A 19,787-nucleotide genomic window follows, 5' to 3' on the forward strand; every position below is an offset into this window, starting at 1 on the left:
GGGGCCGCCCCCACCCCCCCCCCCCCCTCGGGGGGGCGGCGCGGCGGGCCTACCCCCCCCGCCCCCCCCCGGCGGGCCCGATCGGTGCGGCTCGCGGCCATCGCCCGCGCCCGGTCGCGGGACAGGACGTCGAGCGGACGGGGCAGGGACAGGCAGGGTTCCCGAACGTTGCTCAACCCGCGACCAAGGCAACCAAGGCGACCAGCACGGCCGAGGCGTCCGCGAAGCTCACCCGCAGGACACACGAGCCGTCTTCCCCAATCGAGGCTGACGCCAGGACCGCACCCGAACAGCACAGACCGCGAACTCCGCCGTCCTCGTTCTCCTCGTCGCCCGCGTACCGCAGCGCTCGGGCCGCCGCGCCGTCCACGTGGCGCTTGCCGGACGTGCCCAGTCGTCCGCTGCGGGTGGTCGGTGTCGCGAGCAACGGCAGGGGCACTGCAGGCCGGTTGCGCACAGCGCTCCGGCTCGCGCACCGGGTCGGGCAGCGAGACGGCCTCGCGGGCGGCCAACAGGGTCACGGAGCCGCGGGCTTCCACGACAGGAGGAGAAAGAGGTCGTCGTGGCCCCAGCGCAGGTAGGTGACGGACATGGCGACAACCTCTTCTGCAGAAAACGTTTACTGCAGATCGCCGTAGTTCGCACTGCTCACAGGCCGCAACCAGCACCGGATGCAGTAACGTCGATTCCTGTGACGGACCACGGGAAGAGCGCTCGCAAAGGCCCAGGAGGCCACAAGGCCAGGCGGAAATCAGCCGCGGTGGACGGCCCCAGCACCATCCGCGACGTCGCGGCCAAGGCGGGCGTTTCCGTAGCAACCGTTTCCCGAACTCTGGCCGGCAACTACCCGGTGTCGACGGAGACCAGGGCCCGCGTCATGGCAGCCGTGGAGTCACTGCACTATGTGGTGAACGTCCACGCGAAAGCCCTCTCCGGACGAGTCGCCGGTCCCGTCGCCCTCGTCATCCAGGACATCACCGGCCCGTCCCTGGCGCATGTCGCCGCCGGCGTGGAGCAGGAGGCCACCAGCCGCGGCCGGCTGAGCCTGGTCTGCTCCACGCACGGCGACGCCGCCCGGGAGGACGACCTAATCCAGCTCATGCGGGAGCAGCACGCCGCCGCGGTCGTCCTCGTCGGCGGCGTGGTGCCCGACGACGCCTACCACCGCCGTATGGCCGAGTACGCCAAGGCCCTCGATGCCGCAGGCTCCCGGCTGGTGCTGGTGGGGCGCCCACCGCTGCCCGCCGGTGCCCCTGCGACCGTGGTCGAGTACGACAACCGGGGCGGAGCGTTCCAGGCCACCTCGCACCTGCTCGCCGCCGGACACCGACGGATCCTCTTCCTCGGCGGCGAGCCCGGATTCAGCAGCGCCGACCAACGCCGTGACGGCCATCTGTCCGCCCTGCGCGCCCACTCGGTCCCCCACGAGGCGGAGCTTGACCTACCGGGCTCGTACACCCGCACCTCGGGCTACCGCCGGGTTCGGGACGCACTGGGCATCGGCCTGGACTTCACGGCCGTCCACGCCGGGACCGACGCGATCGCCGTCGGCGCCCTGGCCGCCCTGCGCGAGGCGGGCCTGCGGGCCCCCCGTGACGTTTCACTGGTCGGCTTCGACGACGTCCCCTTCGCCACGGACCTGACGCCGTCCCTCACCACGGTCCGGGTCCCCTACGTGGAACTGGGACGGACCGCCGTACGGCTGGCGCTCGACCGGGAGGACAGCATCGCGGGCGACGACCACGTGGTGCTCAGCACGCAGTTGGTGATCCGGGAGTCCGTACGGCCGCCCAAGTAACGCGATGCTGAACCGTCGGACGACCTCGGCACGTGCGTCGATGACCTGACCCGACGCGCCGCGTCCACCGACCGCGCAGTGATGGCCCGACCACGTCCCGCGTCGGGTCCCAGGGCGGACCGCCCAACCGAAGACCGACTGGTGGCGAGCAGCTGGGGCGGGTTGTGCTCGGGTCGGTGAAGGCACGTCAGAAGCAGGCGCCCCGGCCCTCCCGGCGTCGGGGCGGGGCGGCCGCTGATGCAACGTGGACGCCACCGGTGCCGCTCGCGGTGCCCGAGGCCTGCGCCGGAAGGCGTCTCACGGCTGGGACGCACAGCAGACCCAGTGCCGTGGGGAGCGCGACGATCATCATGGCGTACGGGGTGGGCCGCACGCCAAGCCCTCTGCACCCGGGCTGCCGTCGTCACCGTCGGCCGAGGCTGAATACGAGAACGCATCGCACGACAGGGGCTGGTGCCGTTCTTCCCGGCATCGGGAGGTGTCGTCGGGGGCGGAGGGCCCGCCGGGGCTGGTGCTGCTGGACCCGGTGGCCGACAAGGGTGGACGGGGCCGAGGTCGGGCGGCGGAAAGGTGATGCGGTTCGAGCGCGGGGACCGATGAGTTTCGATCGCCGCTGCCGTCCCCATTTGCAGGAGGTGTTTGCGGTGGACGCAACGGCACGGCAGGCAGCGTTGAAGAAGTTGGACGTTCTGGTGGGCGACTGGGTGGTGGAGGCCGAGTTCGCCGGGCTGCCGCCGTCGGTCGGGCGCTGCGTGTTCGAGTGGACCTTGGACGGGCAGTTCCTGCTCCAGCGCACGCAGGCCCCACAACCCGCTCCGGACAGCCTGGCGATCGTCGCTGTGGACCCGGAGACGGGCGAGTACACGTATCACTACTACGACGCACGGGGCGTCGTACGGCTGTACTCCATGACCTTCGCCGACGGGACGTGGCGGCTGCTGCGCGAGACGCCGGACTTCTCGCCCCTTCCGTTCAGGCAACGGTTCACCGGACGGTTCAGCGAGGACGGCGACACCATCCATGGCGTCTGGGACCGGTCGAAGGACGACTCGGCCGCCTGGGAGAAGGACATCGTCTTCACCTACCGCAGGGGCTACTGAGATGAATGCCTCCCGATCCGTCGGATCGCCCGCCGACATCGCGCGCGGCATCGTCGAGGCGAGCCTGTACATGGTGCTCGCGACCGCCGACGCGGACGGTCGGCCGTGGAGTTCCCCGGTCTACTTCGCTCACCTGGAGTGCCTCGAGTTCTACTGGCTCTCCTCGCCGCAGGCCGCGCACTCACGCAACCTCGCCGTACGCCCCCAGGTGGGCATCGCCGTCTTCGACTCGTCGGCGGCGATCGGCACCGGCCAAGGCGTCTACATGTCCGCCGTTGCCGAACCGTTCTCCGGGTGGCCTGACATCGAGCGCGCCATGGACGTCTTCTCCCACCGCTCCCTCCTCCACGGCGGCCGCGCCTGGACACCCGACGACGTGCCCCCCTCCTCCGGCCTGCTCCTGTACCGCGCGGTGGCCGAAGAGCACTGGATCCTGGCCAAGGACGGCCGGCCGGACCACCGGGTCCCGGTGCACCTGACATGAGGTCTTTTCGAAGCCAGGCGTTCCGGGGGCGCGGAACTCGGCGAGGGAGACGCCGAGCGGGTCGGGTTCGGGGGTGCGGTTGATGGTGAGCCGGTGAGCTCTCGTACGGCGAGGTGAGACCGGGTGCGGGCGGAGGTGTGCAAGGCAAGGCAAGGCAAGGCAAGGTCAGGGTTTCGGGCGTGAGTGTCGGGACCGATGCCGCATCACTGCTTCGGTGTTTCCGCAGCGTGCTGTGCAGTAACGCCGTCGCCCGTTCCTGGAGGTGTCCACATACGCCCGGAAACACTGGGAACGCATGCACCGCCCCAGCCGCGTTCCCCCTTCCCAGCACAGGACAAACGAGAGACCACCGGCGGTGACCGCCTTGACCCGCGAGAGCACGTCAGCCGAGTCGGGTACGAAGTGAAGATGGGGCTGGAGACCGTCGTGGGTGCTCACCCAGGGACGGATGGTCGCCTCTACCAGCAGGTCGTTCACGGCTGTGCACTGCTCAGCCGAATCGCTTTCGTCAAACACCCGCGCCAGCTGGTCCCGCCAGTGCCGAAAGTCGTCGACATCGGCATCCTCGATCTCCGGCCGACGGATCTCATGTGCCTCGAGCAGGGTTTGGATGCTCGCCGCGCTCATCACGCGGAGATTGATCAAATCGGCGGACAGTACCGCCCCAAGGCGGCCGTAATGATTTTGCTGCACGTGACCTTCTCGGCGTTACGAAACTGCACCCGCCGCGGACCGGCTTTCCTCGCCGGGTTCACTGACCTGAATCAGCTGAAAGTCGGAGCGAGTGACGAGCCACCCACTGGTGGAGCACCACAGGTACCGCACCGTTCCCTCGGACGTGAAGTGTTCTGATACCGGTCGACAGGATCCGGTGGAGAGGCCACAAGAGGGGCACCACCACGATCCACGCCGCACATCTGCGATTCGTGCCATGTCCGCCAGCGTGCGGTCACGGGTCAAATACATTCAACCATTACATCTACGACTCGTTGCCACTTCCGGCTGCACACGGCTTCCAGACCCCGGAGGGGTTCGGTCCGTCGTCGTCGAACGGTGTACCGGCGTCTCACCGAATGCAGCGAGGCCCGAGCGTGGGCCAGGCGCGCCGGATACCATCGATCCGCTCCCGACTCGGGGCGACGGCGGCGTAGGCCCTCCCAGCTCCACGCAAAACGACGGCCCTCCTCGCGCACGGCATGCTCGTCGACACCCTTGCCGCCGTCGGGCTCCCCTCCGTGCGTGAAGCCACGGAAGCTGCTCCGCCTATCAGAGACGGGCATCAACCCAGGAGAACCCATCGGTCACCGAGCCTGCTCGAACAGGGATGCGTCAGCGCATGCCCGCCGCATCGAGCAGCGTCGTCACCGTGGGCGCGACAAGCCCTGTCAGATTGTCCGCTCCGATCCCCGCACGGGCGCTGGCGCCGTCGAAGACCAGGATGAGCTGCCGGGCCAGCAGGTCGGGATCGCTCGCCCCGCCCTGTTCGGCCTCGGATCGAAAGAACGCCGTCAGGTTCGCCTTGATCCCGTGGGCCACCCGGCTCGCAGGGTGGCTCTGATCCTTGAGCTCGATCTGCACAGCCAGGTACCGGCAGCCTCGGAACTCGGGCGCACCCGCCTGCGACTCCAGCTGCTCGAAGACGTGCAGAATCCGCTCGCGGGATGACCGGCCGTCGTCCGCCGGGGGGAGAAGGGTCGCCACGAAGCCAGCGGCACGCTCTTCCAGACTCGCCGCCAGTAGTTCGTCCTTGCTCTCGAACAGCTGGTACAGGGAGCGCTTTGACACCCCCGCCGCTTTGGACAGCGCCTCGACGCCGATGCCGACACCGTCTCGGTAGGTGAGCGTGGCCGCCGCCTCCAGCAGCCGCTCTCTGGTACTTGGCTTCACTTCGATGGTCATACTGCGAGGTTAACTCGATGCAGACGAAATAAAAACCGATCGGTTTTCCAGGTGTGACGGCGTGGTTCCCGGCCGCGGCCCACTGGTGCGCACCCAGCTGGCTACCGATCTCCCGGGCGTCAAGGCGCTGTCGGGTGGATGTGTCGTCGGCGGTCAGGAGTACCGAGGCTTGGTCCAGGAAGTCACCCTCGATGAAGCAGTGGGCGATGCGAGCGGCCTGTGATTGCGCCGAGATCTCCCGTCCGACGGTGGTCTTGCCGACCACGGAGCGGCCCCGATGAGCAGAAGGGCTGATCACGTCTCGGGTGGCACAGGCGCGGGCAACCCTGATCATCCTCCTCAGGTTTCTCGGCCGGCTACCCCTTGGTCGCGCCTGCCGTGCCGCCGCGGACGAAGTGCCGCTGGAAGGCGAAGAACACCAGGGCCACGGGGATGGTCATGAGAAGGGTCGCCGCGGGCTTGACCGGGTACGGGTTGCCCGAGCCGAGTTGGCCCGAGACGCGTGAGGCGACCCCGGTGGTCAAGGTGTTCAGGTCCGGGCTGGACGGCTGCCTGTTGCACGCCCAGTGCTTGAGGTCGCCGAGGCGTGGAGCATCGTGCAGAACCCGTCGACCCGACGGTGCACGCTGTTCGGATGCCCGCAGGAAGTCACGACGCTACCGGCAGCGGATCCTGCTGGGCCGTTGGCGGCGCGCTCTTCCCTCACCGGAAGGCACCGCCAGCGGCCCTTACGGGATCAGGGAGTTGTAGACCTCGACCACCTTCGACTCGAACGGCGGCGCTCCGAGTTCCTGTGCGGCCGGCTTGACCTGCTCTTCCAGGAAGCGCCGGAACGCGTCCTCCGACTCCCAGACGTCAACGACCTGCCAGCCACCCGTCTCGCCGGGCGACCCGAAGTGGGCGATGAGCCCGGCCGGCGGATGGTTACGGTCCGGGATCGTCCGGTCGAACGTTGCTTGGTAGAGCTCCTGGCTCCAGCCCGCGCCTTGGTTGACCACCAGAATCGCCATCTTGGTTCCTCGTTTCACGTGCGAAGTCGGACGTGAAACGACGCTGGATCCGTCTGCGGGCGACAGCGAGCGGCGGCGACGGCTGGTGCGCCGTCCGAGGGAATGCCGGTGTCGCAAAGCCCTGCTTGCGTTTCCCTCCGCGTCACTGGGCGCCGGCGGCGATCCGCTCGATCGGCAGCAGAGTCCCGTCCAAAAGCAACGCCAGTCGGCTGCGGCTCGGACCGCGCCAGCTAGAGGCTGGGCGCTCGTGGAGGTGCGCCTACCGGCCGGGCAGTGACGACCGGCCTCACGCGCGTCACCGAGACCGACACCGGAACCCGGAAGCAGGGCCCGACGACCAGGGGCCACCCGCGCGCTCAGCCCGAACCTCGGCCGGGGCCCTCGCCGTGCCTCAGGGCTGGACCGTACTTCTAGCAGGCGGCTGACCGGGCGCAACCCCAGTCCTCGAGGTGCGGCGGGCGCCGACGGCTGCGACCGTATGGGTGATGGGCGGTGGTCCGGACGGGCTAGGACGGAGGCGGTCACTATGGTGATGGCACATCCTTCGCTCCTGCGGGAGCTGGTCGAACGGTGCGAGACGCTCAAACGGCGCCTGACGGCCGGCGGCAGCGCGGAGACCGCGCGGCAGCTCGACGACGCGACGTACACACTGTGCGTGGTCACCGGCACCCGCCAGCTGGACACAGCGCTGTACGTAGCCCGTCGGCAGCTGGCAGACGCCATGACACGCCAGCAGCCCCAGCACCGCTGAACAGACAATTCTGTGCAACCCCTCAAGCCACATCCGCGTACAGCGAACCGCCCGCGGCATCTCGAGAGTGATCAGCCGAACCCGGCTGCCCCACGTCTTCACTCAGCGCCGTCTGCCACGAAGGCGGCGGCCAGGCGCGGCGCCGGCCCCGACGTGCAACACCGGCCAGCGCTCCCCGCTCCCCGGTCCCCGGTTCCCGGTCCCGGCAGCGTCCGCGCCCCCGGCCTTCTCTCTCCCCCATGTCCCAACAAGCCGGGCGGATCGGCAAGGGCCGTGAAGGCGGGAGGCGGGGGTGCACGCCGGTTCAGGCGGGTTCAGGCGGGTTCATTACCGGCGGTTCCCCGAGTGGCCGACCCACGTCAGCCATCTGGCGAACCGCCTCCCTACGTCAGCCCCGCTGCTGTCCTGGCCACGTAGACGGTGTTGCTCGATGTGCCGCCTTGCAGGGGATTGTCGAAGTCGACGACATGGGCCGCGCAATGCGCGAAGACCTCCGCGAGCGCGGAGGTGAACTGTTTGTCCGGCGGGTCATTCGACCACAGGGCGAAGACCCCGTCGGGGTGGAGGTGTTCGGTGAGAGCGCGGAGCCCGGCAGGCTGGTAGAGCGCCGCGTGGCGTGGGTGGAGCACATGGCGCGGCGAGTGGTCGACATCCAGCAGGATGGCGTGGAAGCGGCGGCCCGGCTCCTTCGGGTCCAGACCGCACGAGTCAGCCGCCATTGCGAAGAAGTCGCCTTGAACCAGGCGACAGCGGACGTCCGAAGTCAGCCGGGCGCCGAGGGGCACCAGGCCCCGCTGATGCCAGTCGATGACCTCGGCGAGCGTTTCGATCACGGTCAGTGAGCGCACCCGGCGGTCGTCCAACACCGCTTCGGCGGTGTACCCGAGTCCGAGTCCCCCCACGGCGACGTCCAGTTCGGCGTCCGGCGAATTCGCCAGTCCGAGTTCCGCAAGCGCGACCTCGCCGGCGGTGAAGAGGCTGGACATCAAGAACTCGTCACCGAGCTTCACCTCGTACACGTCTTCGCCGGATGCCGGGTCGCGTCGGCGCCGCAGGCTGATGTCGCCCATCGCTGTCGGGCGCCAGTCGATCTCCTGGAAACGCGCGCTCATCCGTTTACCTTTCTGCGGCACCGTCGCTGCTTGGAACGTCGCTCTGCGCAGGTGTGGACGCAGACGCGAGACCGCCCCCCGCCGCCCACTCGGGCAGCGGGGGGAGAGACGGCCCGGTCAAGCGTCGATGATGACGGGGATGATGAGGGGCTTGCGGCGGTAGGTACGGAACGCCCAGTTCGCCACGGCGCGGGCGATGAGCTGTTCGAGCTGGTGCGCGTCTCCCACGCCTTCCTGGGCAGCGGTCGCCAGCGTTTTCTCGATGACAGGGATGACGGGCTCGAAGGTGGTGTCGTCGTGGACGAAGCCACGGGCCAGGAAGTCGGGGGTCTCGGCAAGGGCGCCGGTGTCGGCGTCGACGATCGCCACCACGGTGACGACGCCTTCCTCTGCGAGAGTGAGACGGTCCTTGAGGGAGGCTTCGGTGGCGCCACCGACTTCCATGCCGTCCACGTAGACGTTGCCGGCGGGCACCTTGCCGGTGATCGAGGCGCGGCCGTCGACGAGGTCGACGACGACTCCGTCCTCGGCGATGACGACCCGCTCGGGGTCGACGCCGGTACGGATGGCGAGGTCGCCGTTGGCCCGCAGGTGGCGCCACTCACCGTGTACGGGCATGACGTTGCGGGGTTTGACGATGTTGTAGCAGTAGACGAGTTCCCCGGCGCTGGCGTGTCCGGACACGTGCACCTTGGCGTTGCCCTTGTGGACGACGTTGGCGCCCCAGCGGGTCAGCCCGTTGATCACCCGGTAGATGGCGTTCTCGTTGCCCGGGATGAGAGAGCTGGCGAGCAGGACGGTGTCGCCCTTCCCGATGCGGATCACATGGTCGCGGTTGGCCATCCGGGAGAGAGCCGCCATCGGCTCGCCCTGGGATCCGGTGCACACCAGAGTGATCTTGTGGTCGGGGAGCTTCTCCATCTCCTTGGTACTCACCACCAGGCCCGAGGGCACCTTCAGGTAGCCGAGGTCGCGGGCGATGCCCATGTTGCGGACCATGGAGCGGCCGACGAAGGCGACCTTGCGGCCGTGCTGGTGCGCGGCGTCCAGGACCTGCTGGATGCGGTGCACATGGCTGGCGAAGCTGGAGACGATCACCCGCCGCGGGGCCGTCCGCATCACCTGCTCGATCGCCGGGTTCAGTTCGCGCTCGGAGGTGGTGAAGCCGGGGACCTCGGCGTTGGTCGAGTCGGTGAGGAAGAGGTCGACGCCCTCCTCGCCGAGGCGGGCGAAGGCGCGCAGGTCGGTGATGCGGTCGTCCAGCGGGAACTGGTCCATCTTGAAATCGCCGGTGTGCAGGACCATGCCGGCGCCCGTGCGGATCGCGACCGCGAGACCGTCCGGGATCGAGTGGTTGACCGCGACGAACTCGCAGTCGAAGGGCCCGAACCCGCGCCGCTCGCCCTCACGTACCCGCACGGTGCGCGGCCGGATGCCGTGCTCCTTGAGCTTGGCCTCCAAAAAGGCCAGCGTCAGCTTGGAACCGACGACCGGAATGTCGGACCGCTCGCGCAGCAGATACGGGACTCCCCCGATGTGATCCTCGTGCCCGTGAGTGAGCACGATGGCGACGACGTCGTCCAGGCGCTCTCGGATCGAGGTGAAGTCCGGCAGGATCACGTCCACGCCGGGCTGGTTCTCCTCGGGGAACAGCACGCCGCAGTCGACGACGAGCAGCTTGCCGGCGTACTCGAAGACGGTCATGTTGCGGCCGATCTCACCAAGGCCGCCCAGCGCGACGACCCGCAGCCCTCCCTCGGGCAGGGGCGGGGCGGCGGTTAGCTCTGGGTGTGGATGACTCATACCTTGACGCTACCGGAGAGTTTCGCGGAGTGATCCATTGCCCCGGCCGATCTCTCGTCCCGACGGCCGGAGCCGCTCACGACGAGTGCCCGATTTCACCCGGTCCACACGGACGGCGGGGCGGCCCGCCGCGGGTGACGCCGCCCTCCGGGCCGAGCCACACCTGGACCTCCCGGAGCGGACCGCCCCGCACAGCGCGCACGCTCCGTCCCTTCTGCCTTCGGAATGAGCCCTCAATCCGACGCACTGAACCTGCATGGTCAGGGCCCGCCCGGCATGGTCAGGGTATGTCGCCGCGCCAGTCGAAGTGCCTGCCATCCGCAGCACGAGGGGCATACAGAGCCCGTCCGCCCGGCCCGCAGGCACCTATCTCCGTCGCCAGCGCCACACCCCCGCGCAGCTCGCTTTCGGGCCTGTCAGTGACGTCCAGCAGCAGACCGTCCAGAGGCCCGCCGACCAGTGCCACGTACACATGGCCGGGCCGAGGCCCGGCGTCGTCATGGTCGGCGCCGTAGACGCGGCCGCGCATGAACTCCAGCTCATCCATGCCTCTCAGACTCGCACCCGCCACTGACAATCACTGACCGGTTGCAGGTAGCCGAGGTCCAGCCCGCCCCGACAACATCCGCAGCACAACCACGCCTGCCCGACCGGGGAGACAGCACGACCGGCACAGGGGCCGGGGAGCGGGCGCGGGTTGCCGACGTCGCCGCCCGCAGCACCCAAGGGTGACGGCACCGCCGGAGAACTCCTGTGCACCGGCTGCCCTTGAGCGCCTGCGCGGTGCCCCGCGCCAGCCTTCTCGCACCGGCGCACTGAGCGTTCCTGGGGCCGTGCCCACCGTGAGCCTCTCCTCTCCTTCCTGGGAGCCCGGAGCGCAACTGCCACCCGGCCGAGCCGTGTACCGCAATGTGGGCGTATGTCCCGCAAGCGCCGCCTCGCACTGCCACGACATACCCCCGCCGAGCGGACCCCCGTCATACAGGCTGAGGAACTTGAGGCCCTGGCACGGGAGTATCCCGAGGACCGGCGAGAAATCCTCCTCGAGGCAGCGGACTGCTGGAGCGAGGCCAGCCGATTCGACCGGACCCTCGCCCTCCACCAGCAACTGCTGGACGCCGGGGGCGAGGACGCGCACCTGATCGAGGCATACCGGATCAACACCCTTTGGGACGCCGGGCGGACGGACGAGGCCCGGAACGCGGCCAGCCAGCGACAACCCCGCGTCCTGGCTCGCGGCCCTGGATCTGGTCAAGGCCCTGGGCGAGCTGGAGATCGTCGTGCCCGGCCACGGCCCGGTGGGCGGCCGGGAGGTCTTCGACGACACAAGGCACTGGCTGGAGGACTACCAGCAGATCGCCAAGCCCGGGGTGCCCATCGCGGACATCGCCCGCGAGATGACCCGGCGGCACCCGGACCGGGCTCTGCCCATGCTGCTGTGACTGACCCGCGGCCCGTCGTTCGGCCTGGTCGGCCCCAAGGAGCTGGGCGTCCCGCCGGAGGTCCTCGGAGGCTGAACCCATCTTGGGCCGGCCGTCGTCCGGAGCGGTCCGGCGAGCCGTCGGACCTTCTGCGCACCGCACGCGGTTGGAAGCGTTTCCATTCGAGGGTCATGCAGACGATCCGATCCTTCAACTCCTCTGAACTCGAGCGATGTTGCAGCTTCGGTTACCTTGACGCGTACCCATCACAGTGTTTCCATCGCAGGTGTGTAAACGGTTCAAGTCGCCAGGGTTTCCCGCCCGGGCCGAGGACCGAAAGCCAGTCCGCACACCCCGCACACCCCGCACAGCAACCGTGAAGCCGCCAGGAGGACTGTCATGCACGTGCCATTACCATGGCGGGCTGCCCATCGCGTACCCGTCACCATCTCGGCGATCTTGGCCCTCTGCGCCACACTGGCCACCGGCTCAGCGAGCCTCGCCTCGCCCAGTGCGCCCCGTCCCTCGGCCGGCGATGCGACGCTTCAGGCCGCGCGCGTGATGGAGAACCTCGGGCGCGGGGTCGTGGCCGTGCGCTCCGGCAGCAACCAGGTCCTGGTCTCCTGGCGGCTGCTGGGACTCGACCCGGAGGGCATCGGCTTCAACGTCTACCGGTCCACCGGCGGCGGCGCGTATGCCAAGCTCAACGCTGGCGTCCTGACGGGCGGCACCAACTACGTTGACTCCACGGCCGACCTGACACGGGCCAACAGCTACCGCGTGACCCCGGTCGTGGACGGGCAGGAGCAGACGCCCAGCGGGGCCTTCACCCTGACCGCCAACCACGCCACGGAGCCCGTGGTCCGCGTGCCGTTGCGCTCCGGCGGCCCGGTGAAGTTCGTCTGGGTCGGCGACCTCGACGGCGACGGCGAGTACGACTACGTACTGGACCGGCAGACCTCCCCCCAGAAGCTCGAGGCGTACACCAGCGACGGCGACTTCCTCTGGGAGGTCGGCATGGGCCCGAACAGCCAGAACCAGGACAACATCGAACCCGGATCGTCCGCGATCGACGTCGGCCACTGGGACGGCGTCACGGTCTACGACTTCGACAGCGACGGCCGCGCCGAGGTCGCCCTGAAGATCGCCGACGGCGTCACGTTCGGCGACGGGGCCACCTGGACACACGCGGACGACGCGCGGCAGTTCATGGCCATCCTCGACGGCAGGACCGGAGCCCTCCGCAACTGGTCCCCAATACCGACCACTTACCTGGGCGACGGACCGATGGGAGCCCGTCTCGGGGTGGCGTATCTCAACGGCACGACGCCGAGCCTGGTCGCCTACATGAAGAACCGGCGCAACGACGGGGCCTTCAACCTGATGATGGCCGCCTGGAGGTTCACCGGCAGTGCTCTGAAGCAAGAGTGGACCTGGCTGCGCGGCAGCCAGGACGCACCCGACGGGCACAACACCCGCGCCATCGACGTCAACGGCGACGGGACGGACGAGGTCGCCGAGATCGGGTTCGTCCTCAACGGTGACGGCTCCCTGCGCTACTCGATGGGGCCCCAGGGCATCATCCACGGCGACCGCTTCCACCTCGCGGACATGGATCCCAGCCGTCCGGGCCTGGAGGGCTACGGCGTACAGCAGGACAACCCGAGCGGGCTGCTCGAGTACTACTACGACGCCTCGACCGGCTCCGTCATCTGGAAACACAACGGTGGCCCCGCCGACGTCGGCCGCGGCATGGCCGGCGACGTCGACCCGCGCTACCCCGGCATGGAGGTCTGGTCCTTCTCGGGCCTGTACAACGCGTCAGGCAACAGGCTCACCGAACCGAACACGTCGCTGCGCCCGTGGCCGCAGCTGGGCCTCTGGTGGGACGGTGACCTCACCGTGGAACTGCTCAACGACGGCAAGATCGAGAAGTGGGACCCGGCGCGCCCCACGTCGAGCGGCAGCCTGCCCCGGCTGGTCAGCACCTGGAACCACGGCGCGGTCACGGCCGCCCAGGGCGGGCCCACCCACGTCGGTGACATCCTCGGCGACTGGCGCGAGGAAGCCGTGTACACCAATGCCTCCTACAACGAGTTGATCATCTTCACCACGAACCAGCCGACGACCACCCGGCTCCGCACACTGGCGCACAACCCCGCCTACCGAAACGCCATGACGTTCAAGGGATACATGCAGTCCCACCACGTCGACTACTTCCTCGGCGCCGGCATGACCCAGCCGCCCCGGCCGAACATCACCTACGCGGGAGGCGCTCCCGCCGCCCCACAGAGGTAGCACCGGACGGCGCGACGGCTTCCTCGGGAGACCCTGGTCACCGGCTACTACAGTGCGGCCATGGAGATCAAGTGCACGCAGTGCCAGGGTGTCGACCTTCAGGCCGGTTTCGTCGAAGACGGCGGTGACCACTCGAACGGGTACACGCGCTGGATACCCGGACCGCTGGAGCGAGGGCTCTTCGGAGGAGCCAAGCGCTGGGGACGCCCTCGATACCAGATCGACGCCTACCGATGCCCGTCCTGCGGTCACCTGGAACTCTTCGCCCCGCACGAGGTCTGACGGCCGACGTCGAGAAATTCGACTGCGTGGTCGGGCCGAGGCCTCTAGGGTCCGCGCATGGACTGGCATGTGTGGCATGGCGATTACGATCTCCCGGATTCCTCACTCGGACGGCGACTTCGTGTTGTCCAGGAACGGATCGGACTCGCCCTGCAGGCGAGCCCTCCCGGTCCTCTCCGGGTGGTGAGCATCTGCGCCGGCCAGGGGCGGGACCTGCTCGGAGTTCTGCCTGATCATCCGCGTCGCGGGGATGTGATGGCGCGTCTGGTGGAGCTGGATCCACGCAACGTGGCGGAGTCCAGGCGAGTCGTCACGAGTCTTGGCCTGGATCAAGTCGAGATCGTGGCCGGTGACGCCGCAGTGACCGATCACTATGAAGGCATGACACCAGCAGAACTCGTGCTGGCTTGCGGAGTGTTCGGCAACATCACCGACGACGACGTCGAGCGCGTCGTTGGCTTCTGCACTCAACTGTGCGCGAAGGGCGGAGTGCTGGTGTGGACGCGCCACAGAAAGCAGCCGGACCTGTTCCCGCAGGTCTGCCGCTGGCTGGAGGAACGCGGCTTCACCAGGGAGTGGCTGTCCGAGCCGGACGCCGGGTTCGGCGTCGGAGTCCACCGTTTCACGGACCGGCCTCAGCCGCTGATTCCGGGGAAGCGCATGTTCACGTTTGTCGGATACGACGTACTGGCGCAGCGGGGTAGTGCCGAGTGACACGGGATCAGCACCGTCCACGTGACGGCGATGACCATGGCGGTGTGAGCGGGCAGGCAGCGACGGGTATCGAGGCGGGAACGCCCGGCGGACGTACCGGCCGTCGGGCCGAGCTCTTCGGGTGAGACGGCGGGTCCTCCGCGCAGGAAGCCAAGATCGGTTCCGCACCGGCCGGCGGCGGTGAGCCTGCGCGGCCTCGCGCTGCCGTCCGTTGTCCGTGCCGTCCAGTCGCCCGGGGCCGCTCGGGTCGTACGTCCCGGGCAGGGGGCCGGCGAGCATCTCCAGGCCGAGGCCGTGGCGGTGAGGTGGTCGGCGAAGGCGGTGAGTTCGGCGGCGTCGCGGCCCAGGCGCTTCATCTCGTAGACCACGAGCTCCGCGAGGAGGACATCGCCCGCCGGTCCCCGCTCAAGCACCGCAACTTGAACCTGCTCGGCCGCTACAGCTTCATCGCCGGCATCCCGGCAGCCGGCGCTCTGCGCCCGCTGCGCGACCCGGACGCGCCGGAGCGGGACGAGAACGACGAGTCGGCCGCCGACTGAAGAGGCGTCGTCAGGGGCTCCCTGGGCTGAGGTCTTCACGCCGCACGCCCACACCAGCAGTGGTGTGGGCGTGCGGCGTCCCCGGGCCGCATCTGAGGCCGTCAGCTGGCGACCCTGCCGAACAGGTGGTTGGCAGGAGCGTCGGGATCGTTGCCGTAGAAGAACTCCGTGACCGCCTGGTGGAATTCGGCGCGGTCCAGCGCACCGGAGCCGTCCCGGTCCAAAGCGGCGAAGACCGCGGCGCAGTCCTCGCCGGGAACGCCGGCGACAGAGTCGAACATCTGCTGGAACTCCGCCTGGTCGATCTTGCCGAGGGGATGGACGGGTTCTGGACGAACGTGATCGCCCCGATGGATCAGGACGGTGACGGGAAGGTCGATCTGCGGGAGATGACCGAAGGGTTCAGGTGGGTCCTGACCGACCCCGCCCTGTACCCGGAACAGATCGAGCCGGTGACCAACTGCTTCTTCGACCTCGTCGATCTCAACAGGCGATTGTGCGCCATGGCGTCCGACGACCCCTTGGCCCGGCGCCGCTCCGTCAGACTCGCCGACATCGGCGGGCGCACCTTGCTGATCGACCCGAGGAGGGGCACCACCACGACCAATCTTTGGCCACCGGACTCCCGTCCGGCGACCAAGGACACACACGACGTCGACGACTGGCTGACCGCGATCTCCGTTGGCCGCTATGTGGGTCTGACGGCCGAATCGACCGCCCACCAGTACCCGCGTCCCGGCCTCGTATACCGGCCGGTACGCGACGTCGAGCCGATCGCGGTGCGGATCGCCTGGTGGCGGGACGAACCGCATCCCGCTACCCAGGCCGCGATCGAACTACTCACGACGCTCTACCGCACGGGATGACCCGGCCCGTGCGTCTTGTCAGCGGGGCCATCCCGCCAGCGAGCCGACGCACGCTCTCGATGCCTCTCAAAACGGCGGCGTACTGGACGCAATCTCGACGGTGAGCCTCGAACGAGATCAACGCCTGTGCCGGCCTGCGGCGACGCCGAGCGGCTGAGCAGCCTCTCCCGGGTGGCAGCGGAGCGGCACGGGGTATCCGGGTCAGCGCGCCGGTCAAACTCGCTGAAGCGGCCACGTATTTTCGTGCTTTCTTTCCATGCGCATGTCACAGGACGCCGATTCTTCGACGAGAACCTGGCCAGGCGGCTCACCTCCTTCCTCGGCTCCCGGACTCCCGCCACCTGTTCTCAAAGAACTGTTACGACTGGCCGACCGTGCCGCAGGCAGGAACGGACTGCCATCGACCGCCCGATCGCCGATCAGGCCACGATGTATGCCGTCCAACGCGAAGCTTCTCTGGTCCCCGTTGCGAAGAAGTGGACGCCTTCGGAGACGACCTGGAGCGGTTCTCGCTCCTGGAAACCCCGACGCTCCTGGTGGTCGGGCAGCTCAGCCCGCCGTGGCTCACCGACACGTCCCGGCGTCTCCAGCAGGCCATGCCGAACGGACGCCTCGTGGAGATCCCCGGCCACGCGCACGACGCGTATCTCACCGATCCCGGTGCGATGGCCGAAGCAGTCCTTCCCTTCGCCCTCAACCCCGCCGCATAGGCCGAGGCCGGGCGCATGCGGCGCGACCAACTGTGTCACCTCGCTGATCCAGGGCCCGGGTCAGCTGACGGTTGGCCTCCACAGCACTCGCCATCTCGACGCCCACGCGCAGGCTGCCACGGGCGAATTGGGTTCCGCAGGGCGTTCGGGCCCTCGGTAGGGCCAGGCCGTCCACCTCTCCCCCGTACCGGCGAACACGACCACGCCCACCCACAGCCGGACATGACCCCGGCCAGGAGCATCTGACGGAAGCAACTCGCCGGGCCGACGGATTGCGTACACCCGTCGTTGACGCGTCTCGGTCTCAGTCGTGGGCGTTTGCCGGCAGTCGTCGAGGGCCCGAACAGGCGCTCAATGCGGTGACATCACTGGCACTGGCGGCCGGTGTTGATGCACTGGACCATCTCGTTCATCAGCTGCTCGTCGAAGACGTTGACGAAGTCACCGTGGTCGGTGATCGGCTTGTGCACCTGCTCCGGGAAGCCGTCGACCGCGTAGAACGGGCTGGACTGGCCGTTGTCGCTCAGGCTGGGCGGGTCCACGTCGTAGACCAGACGCTGTACGAGCTGCGGAATGGCCTTGAAGCCGCTCGGACAAACGCCCGTGTTCGGATCGGCGAACGCGACGTGGGCCCGGTGATTGGCGCTGTCGATGTTCTGGCCGTCCCAGCAGCTCTGGAACTTGGACGTCCGGACCAAGCTGCTGCCCTCGGGACAGACCGGGTACTTGTCCGTCAGCTGGCGGTCCTCGAAGCCGGTGCAGCTCCACGCCGCATTGGCATTCGCGGTGCCATTGGTGAACGCCTTGGCATCACCGGTGATGATCCGCAAGAACTTGGGCATGGCCACGACCTTGCCGCTGGCGTTGCCCACGTACTCCAGGGTCACCTCCGATGCGGTGAGGATCTGGCCGGCATTGCCCTCGGCGCCGCCGCCCTGTTGCTCGGCGTCGAATTCCTCGGTGCCGTCCTGCAGGCGGAGTACCGGCCAGTAGTAGGACGACTTGTCACCCTGGTTCTGGCATGTCGTCTCGCCACCCGCGAAGTCGTCGTTGTCGGCGAACGCGTCGTTCGCCTGGTTGCCGACGTAGTCATGCGTGTGATGAGCACCGTTGTCCACACCGGGCGCGACGATGACGTTGTCGCTGTTGTACAGCTTGTTCTCGTTCACTCCGCACCGGGTGGTGAAGGCCCCCCGGGAGGCCTCCTGCGACTCGCGAGGCACTGTCACATTGGGTCGGACCGTGGTGATGTCGACGAAGTCGGCAGCGACAGGCCCGTTACCTGCCTGCCCGCCACCGGCGGGCTGCCCCTGCCCGTTGCCCTGTTCCGCTCCCTGACCGTTCTCCTGGCCTTGCTCCTGGCCCTGCTCCTGGCCGCTCTGATTGTTGTCGGCATCGCTCTGGTTGCCGGAAACGCGAAGCGTACAGACGGCCAGTGATTCAAGGCCCTGCGGCCTGTCCCCCACCCTGCCAATGGCAATGGTGATTCGGTCGATCGTCGCGACCCGCTTGTCCTTCAGAGGACCCATGATCGCGTTGTTGGCGAAGTTGCTGTCCTGCCGTATGGCCCGGGTCGAACTCTGCAGCCTCTGATAGGCCTCCGAGATCTGGCTGTCCAACAGAGCAAGCTGCTTGTCGACCTCCGCCCTGGCCTGGTCCGGCACCTGCTGCAGCCGGCTGCCGACGTCGGGGCAGTCAATGGTGGAGGCTTCTGACGCCGCGGCTTGGCCGGTCCCACCTTGAGACGATCGTTTGACCTTGTTGCCGCCTGTCTCGTGGGCGGAGGCATACACATTCACGACCACCAGCCCGCCTGCTCCGAGTGTGAGAGCCGCCGCAGCGGCAATGACCTTGCCGCCCGTGGTCTTCGATCGTTTGCGCGCGTTGCGCCCCATGGATTTCCTCCGAACTCTTCTGCGTGGAACACCACTTCACGAGGTGAGTCGCACCAGAAGGAAGCAATGTCCTGCCTGTCGGCCCCGCTGAGGGGCTCGTTGTCGACGAAGGGCCAGTCGGTCGTCGAGCGAGGCCGGGCGTCCGCGACTCGAAGTGCTCCGCACGCCTCGGCACGGACCGTCGGGGATGCTTGGTCCCTTCACTCGCACCCCCTCCGGCACTCGACGCATCCGTCGATCCCTTCGTTCAGGAACCAGAGTTGCCCATGGGGCTGCTGCGACGGAGGAATTGGGTCGCCACGTCAGGTTCTCGTAAGAACTCACCGCACCGACCGATGACTTCGGAAGCGCTTGTTGACGCCACCCGCGGAGCGATAAGGCACCTCACGACGGCGTGCAGCTGCGACAGGGTTCGGCCGTAGTACGACGCTCACGCCAGAGGGCTCGCAGCGACGACACGGCCAGGGCTCAGTCAGGTGCACGACGTCCTTGCCGTCAAGGGCGGCCCTGACGCGACTGCGGTCACCGGAGGAATTCCCGCCTTCCCTCGATCGGACAAGACCAACGACCGTTTGCCCTCGGTCCCAGTGCGCGGTGCACACCTGCAAGTTCGGCTGGACGTAGCTGAGGCGGGAAGGCTCGGCCCAATTCTTACGAGAGGTTGACACGACGACCAACCAGCTTCACGCAGGCTGTTGAAGCGGCAAGCCTGGCCCCTCGCCACCAGCCCGGAGTGGCGGTCGCAGAACACCAGGAGTCGGACATGAGCAGGCCCAACCAACGCGACAACCACAAGCCCGCGGCACCGAGTCCGCTGAGCGTCATCGGCGGCGGGTTCCTGGCGACCACGGCCCTCGGAGCGACGCTGACCGTTGCCCCGGCCGACCAGCCCGACCGCTCTGTCGCCGAGACGGGACACACCGTCTGCGCCCAGGGGGACGACGGCTGAAACCGGTCGGGGTTGCTTCGGTGCTGTGCGGCCGTCGGCGGTGGTGTGCAGAGCATGCGGGTCACAGACTACTTCCTTCCGATGGGTCGGCAAAGGCCGCTGCACGACATGTGCCTCCGCCTTTGCCGATGGGTCGGCAAAGGCGGAGGCACATGT

22 protein-coding genes and 1 pseudogene are annotated in these 19,787 nt (G+C 68.4%); 13 read left to right on the top strand and 10 right to left on the bottom strand.

Annotated features, from left to right (window positions below):
• Positions 1-172 precede the first annotated feature (172 nt).
• Entirely contained in the window at positions 173-439 is a 267-nt protein-coding gene (locus ACFWWR_RS34530; RefSeq protein WP_384307475.1) for a hypothetical protein, read from the bottom strand.
• A 321-nt stretch (positions 440-760) separates the two neighbouring features.
• Here ACFWWR_RS34530 and ACFWWR_RS34535 point away from each other — a divergent pair, with 321 nt between their 5' ends.
• The 3 genes from ACFWWR_RS34535 (at position 761) to ACFWWR_RS34545 (ending at position 3,382) form a co-directional block, all read left to right on the top strand.
• On the top strand, positions 761-1,798 hold the full coding sequence (locus ACFWWR_RS34535; RefSeq protein ID WP_384307477.1) for a LacI family DNA-binding transcriptional regulator: 1,038 nt from the start codon (positions 761-763) through the stop codon (positions 1,796-1,798).
• A gap of 644 nt (positions 1,799-2,442) precedes the next feature.
• A complete protein-coding gene (locus tag ACFWWR_RS34540) occupies positions 2,443-2,898 on the top strand; it encodes a hypothetical protein (protein ID WP_384307479.1) in 456 nt (151 codons plus the stop codon).
• Position 2,899: 1 nt separating this feature from the next.
• On the top strand, positions 2,900-3,382 hold the full coding sequence (locus tag ACFWWR_RS34545) for a pyridoxamine 5'-phosphate oxidase family protein (protein WP_384307481.1): 483 nt from the start codon (positions 2,900-2,902) through the stop codon (positions 3,380-3,382).
• 165 nt (positions 3,383-3,547) lie between these two features.
• Here ACFWWR_RS34545 and ACFWWR_RS34550 read toward each other — a convergent pair whose 3' ends face one another.
• A complete protein-coding gene (locus tag ACFWWR_RS34550; protein WP_384307495.1) occupies positions 3,548-3,898 on the bottom strand; it encodes a CGNR zinc finger domain-containing protein in 351 nt (116 codons plus the stop codon).
• Here ACFWWR_RS34550 and ACFWWR_RS34555 point away from each other — a divergent pair.
• A complete protein-coding gene (locus ACFWWR_RS34555) occupies positions 3,791-4,234 on the top strand; it encodes a hypothetical protein (protein ID WP_384307500.1) in 444 nt (147 codons plus the stop codon). The two genes, ACFWWR_RS34550 and ACFWWR_RS34555, sit on opposite strands and share 108 nt — an antisense overlap.
• 477 nt (positions 4,235-4,711) lie before the next feature.
• Here ACFWWR_RS34555 and ACFWWR_RS34560 read toward each other — a convergent pair whose 3' ends face one another.
• The 3 genes from ACFWWR_RS34560 to ACFWWR_RS34570 all read right to left on the bottom strand — a co-directional run bounded on the left by ACFWWR_RS34560 (position 4,712) and on the right by ACFWWR_RS34570 (position 6,291).
• Positions 4,712-5,281 (bottom strand): TetR/AcrR family transcriptional regulator, encoded by a 570-nt coding sequence (locus ACFWWR_RS34560; protein ID WP_384307483.1) that lies wholly within the window; start codon positions 5,279-5,281, stop codon positions 4,712-4,714.
• Between the two features lie 356 nt (positions 5,282-5,637).
• Positions 5,638-5,805 carry a hypothetical protein gene (locus ACFWWR_RS34565; protein ID WP_384307485.1) on the bottom strand — a complete coding sequence of 56 codons (168 nt, stop codon included), beginning with the start codon at positions 5,803-5,805 and terminating at the stop codon, positions 5,638-5,640.
• A 204-nt stretch (positions 5,806-6,009) separates the two neighbouring features.
• The gene (locus tag ACFWWR_RS34570; RefSeq protein WP_384307487.1) at positions 6,010-6,291 is read right to left on the bottom strand and encodes a hypothetical protein; all 282 of its coding nucleotides are present in this window, start codon (positions 6,289-6,291) and stop codon (positions 6,010-6,012) included.
• A 532-nt stretch (positions 6,292-6,823) separates the two neighbouring features.
• Here ACFWWR_RS34570 and ACFWWR_RS34575 point away from each other — a divergent pair.
• The gene (locus tag ACFWWR_RS34575; RefSeq protein WP_383872501.1) at positions 6,824-7,042 is read left to right on the top strand and encodes a DUF5133 domain-containing protein; all 219 of its coding nucleotides are present in this window, start codon (positions 6,824-6,826) and stop codon (positions 7,040-7,042) included.
• A 383-nt stretch (positions 7,043-7,425) separates the two neighbouring features.
• On the opposite strand, the gene ACFWWR_RS34580 is transcribed toward ACFWWR_RS34575, so the two are convergent.
• The 3 genes from ACFWWR_RS34580 to ACFWWR_RS34590 form a co-directional block, all read right to left on the bottom strand.
• The gene (locus ACFWWR_RS34580; protein ID WP_383872498.1) at positions 7,426-8,154 is read right to left on the bottom strand and encodes a spermidine synthase; all 729 of its coding nucleotides are present in this window, start codon (positions 8,152-8,154) and stop codon (positions 7,426-7,428) included.
• 117 nt (positions 8,155-8,271) lie between these two features.
• On the bottom strand, positions 8,272-9,957 hold the full coding sequence (locus ACFWWR_RS34585) for a ribonuclease J (RefSeq protein ID WP_383872495.1): 1,686 nt from the start codon (positions 9,955-9,957) through the stop codon (positions 8,272-8,274).
• Positions 9,958-10,237: 280 nt separating this feature from the next.
• Positions 10,238-10,504, bottom strand: a complete 267-nt coding sequence (locus ACFWWR_RS34590; protein WP_383872493.1) for a hypothetical protein — start codon at positions 10,502-10,504, stop codon at positions 10,238-10,240.
• 733 nt (positions 10,505-11,237) lie between these two features.
• On the opposite strand from ACFWWR_RS34590, the gene ACFWWR_RS34595 reads away from it, so the two are divergent.
• From ACFWWR_RS34595 to ACFWWR_RS34615, 5 genes are all read left to right on the top strand, one after another.
• Positions 11,238-11,399 carry a hypothetical protein gene (locus ACFWWR_RS34595; protein ID WP_383872490.1) on the top strand — a complete coding sequence of 54 codons (162 nt, stop codon included), beginning with the start codon at positions 11,238-11,240 and terminating at the stop codon, positions 11,397-11,399.
• Between the two features lie 540 nt (positions 11,400-11,939).
• On the top strand, positions 11,940-13,676 hold the full coding sequence (locus ACFWWR_RS34600; RefSeq protein ID WP_384307497.1) for a hypothetical protein: 1,737 nt from the start codon (positions 11,940-11,942) through the stop codon (positions 13,674-13,676).
• 60 nt (positions 13,677-13,736) lie between these two features.
• Positions 13,737-13,958: a hypothetical protein gene (locus ACFWWR_RS34605; RefSeq protein ID WP_383872484.1), complete on the top strand. Its 222-nt coding sequence runs from the start codon at positions 13,737-13,739 to the stop codon at positions 13,956-13,958.
• Between the two features lie 57 nt (positions 13,959-14,015).
• Complete coding sequence (locus tag ACFWWR_RS34610) at positions 14,016-14,672, top strand: class I SAM-dependent methyltransferase family protein (RefSeq protein ID WP_384307489.1); 657 nt, start codon at positions 14,016-14,018, stop codon at positions 14,670-14,672.
• Between the two features lie 305 nt (positions 14,673-14,977).
• Positions 14,978-15,211, top strand: coding sequence for a hypothetical protein (locus ACFWWR_RS34615; protein ID WP_383872667.1), 234 nt, complete (start codon positions 14,978-14,980; stop codon positions 15,209-15,211).
• A gap of 101 nt (positions 15,212-15,312) precedes the next feature.
• On the opposite strand, the gene ACFWWR_RS34620 is transcribed toward ACFWWR_RS34615, so the two are convergent.
• Positions 15,313-15,492: a hypothetical protein gene (locus tag ACFWWR_RS34620; RefSeq protein ID WP_384307491.1), complete on the bottom strand. Its 180-nt coding sequence runs from the start codon at positions 15,490-15,492 to the stop codon at positions 15,313-15,315.
• 192 nt (positions 15,493-15,684) lie between these two features.
• Between ACFWWR_RS34620 and ACFWWR_RS34625 the strand changes: the two are divergent.
• Both ACFWWR_RS34625 and ACFWWR_RS34630 read left to right on the top strand, forming a co-directional pair.
• Positions 15,685-16,077: pseudogene (locus ACFWWR_RS34625) on the top strand (LysR substrate-binding domain-containing protein); the annotation flags it as partial.
• Between the two features lie 476 nt (positions 16,078-16,553).
• Entirely contained in the window at positions 16,554-16,787 is a 234-nt protein-coding gene (locus ACFWWR_RS34630; protein ID WP_383878407.1) for an alpha/beta fold hydrolase, read from the top strand.
• Between the two features lie 365 nt (positions 16,788-17,152).
• Here ACFWWR_RS34630 and ACFWWR_RS34635 read toward each other — a convergent pair whose 3' ends face one another.
• Complete coding sequence (locus ACFWWR_RS34635) at positions 17,153-18,682, bottom strand: DUF1996 domain-containing protein (protein WP_384307493.1); 1,530 nt, start codon at positions 18,680-18,682, stop codon at positions 17,153-17,155.
• A gap of 763 nt (positions 18,683-19,445) precedes the next feature.
• Here ACFWWR_RS34635 and ACFWWR_RS34640 point away from each other — a divergent pair.
• Positions 19,446-19,631 carry a hypothetical protein gene (locus ACFWWR_RS34640; RefSeq protein ID WP_383878411.1) on the top strand — a complete coding sequence of 62 codons (186 nt, stop codon included), beginning with the start codon at positions 19,446-19,448 and terminating at the stop codon, positions 19,629-19,631.
• The last annotated feature ends 156 nt before the right edge of the window (positions 19,632-19,787 follow it).

Source organism: Streptomyces sp. NPDC058678 (assembly GCF_042714835.1).
GTDB lineage: Bacteria > Actinomycetota > Actinomycetes > Streptomycetales > Streptomycetaceae > Streptomyces.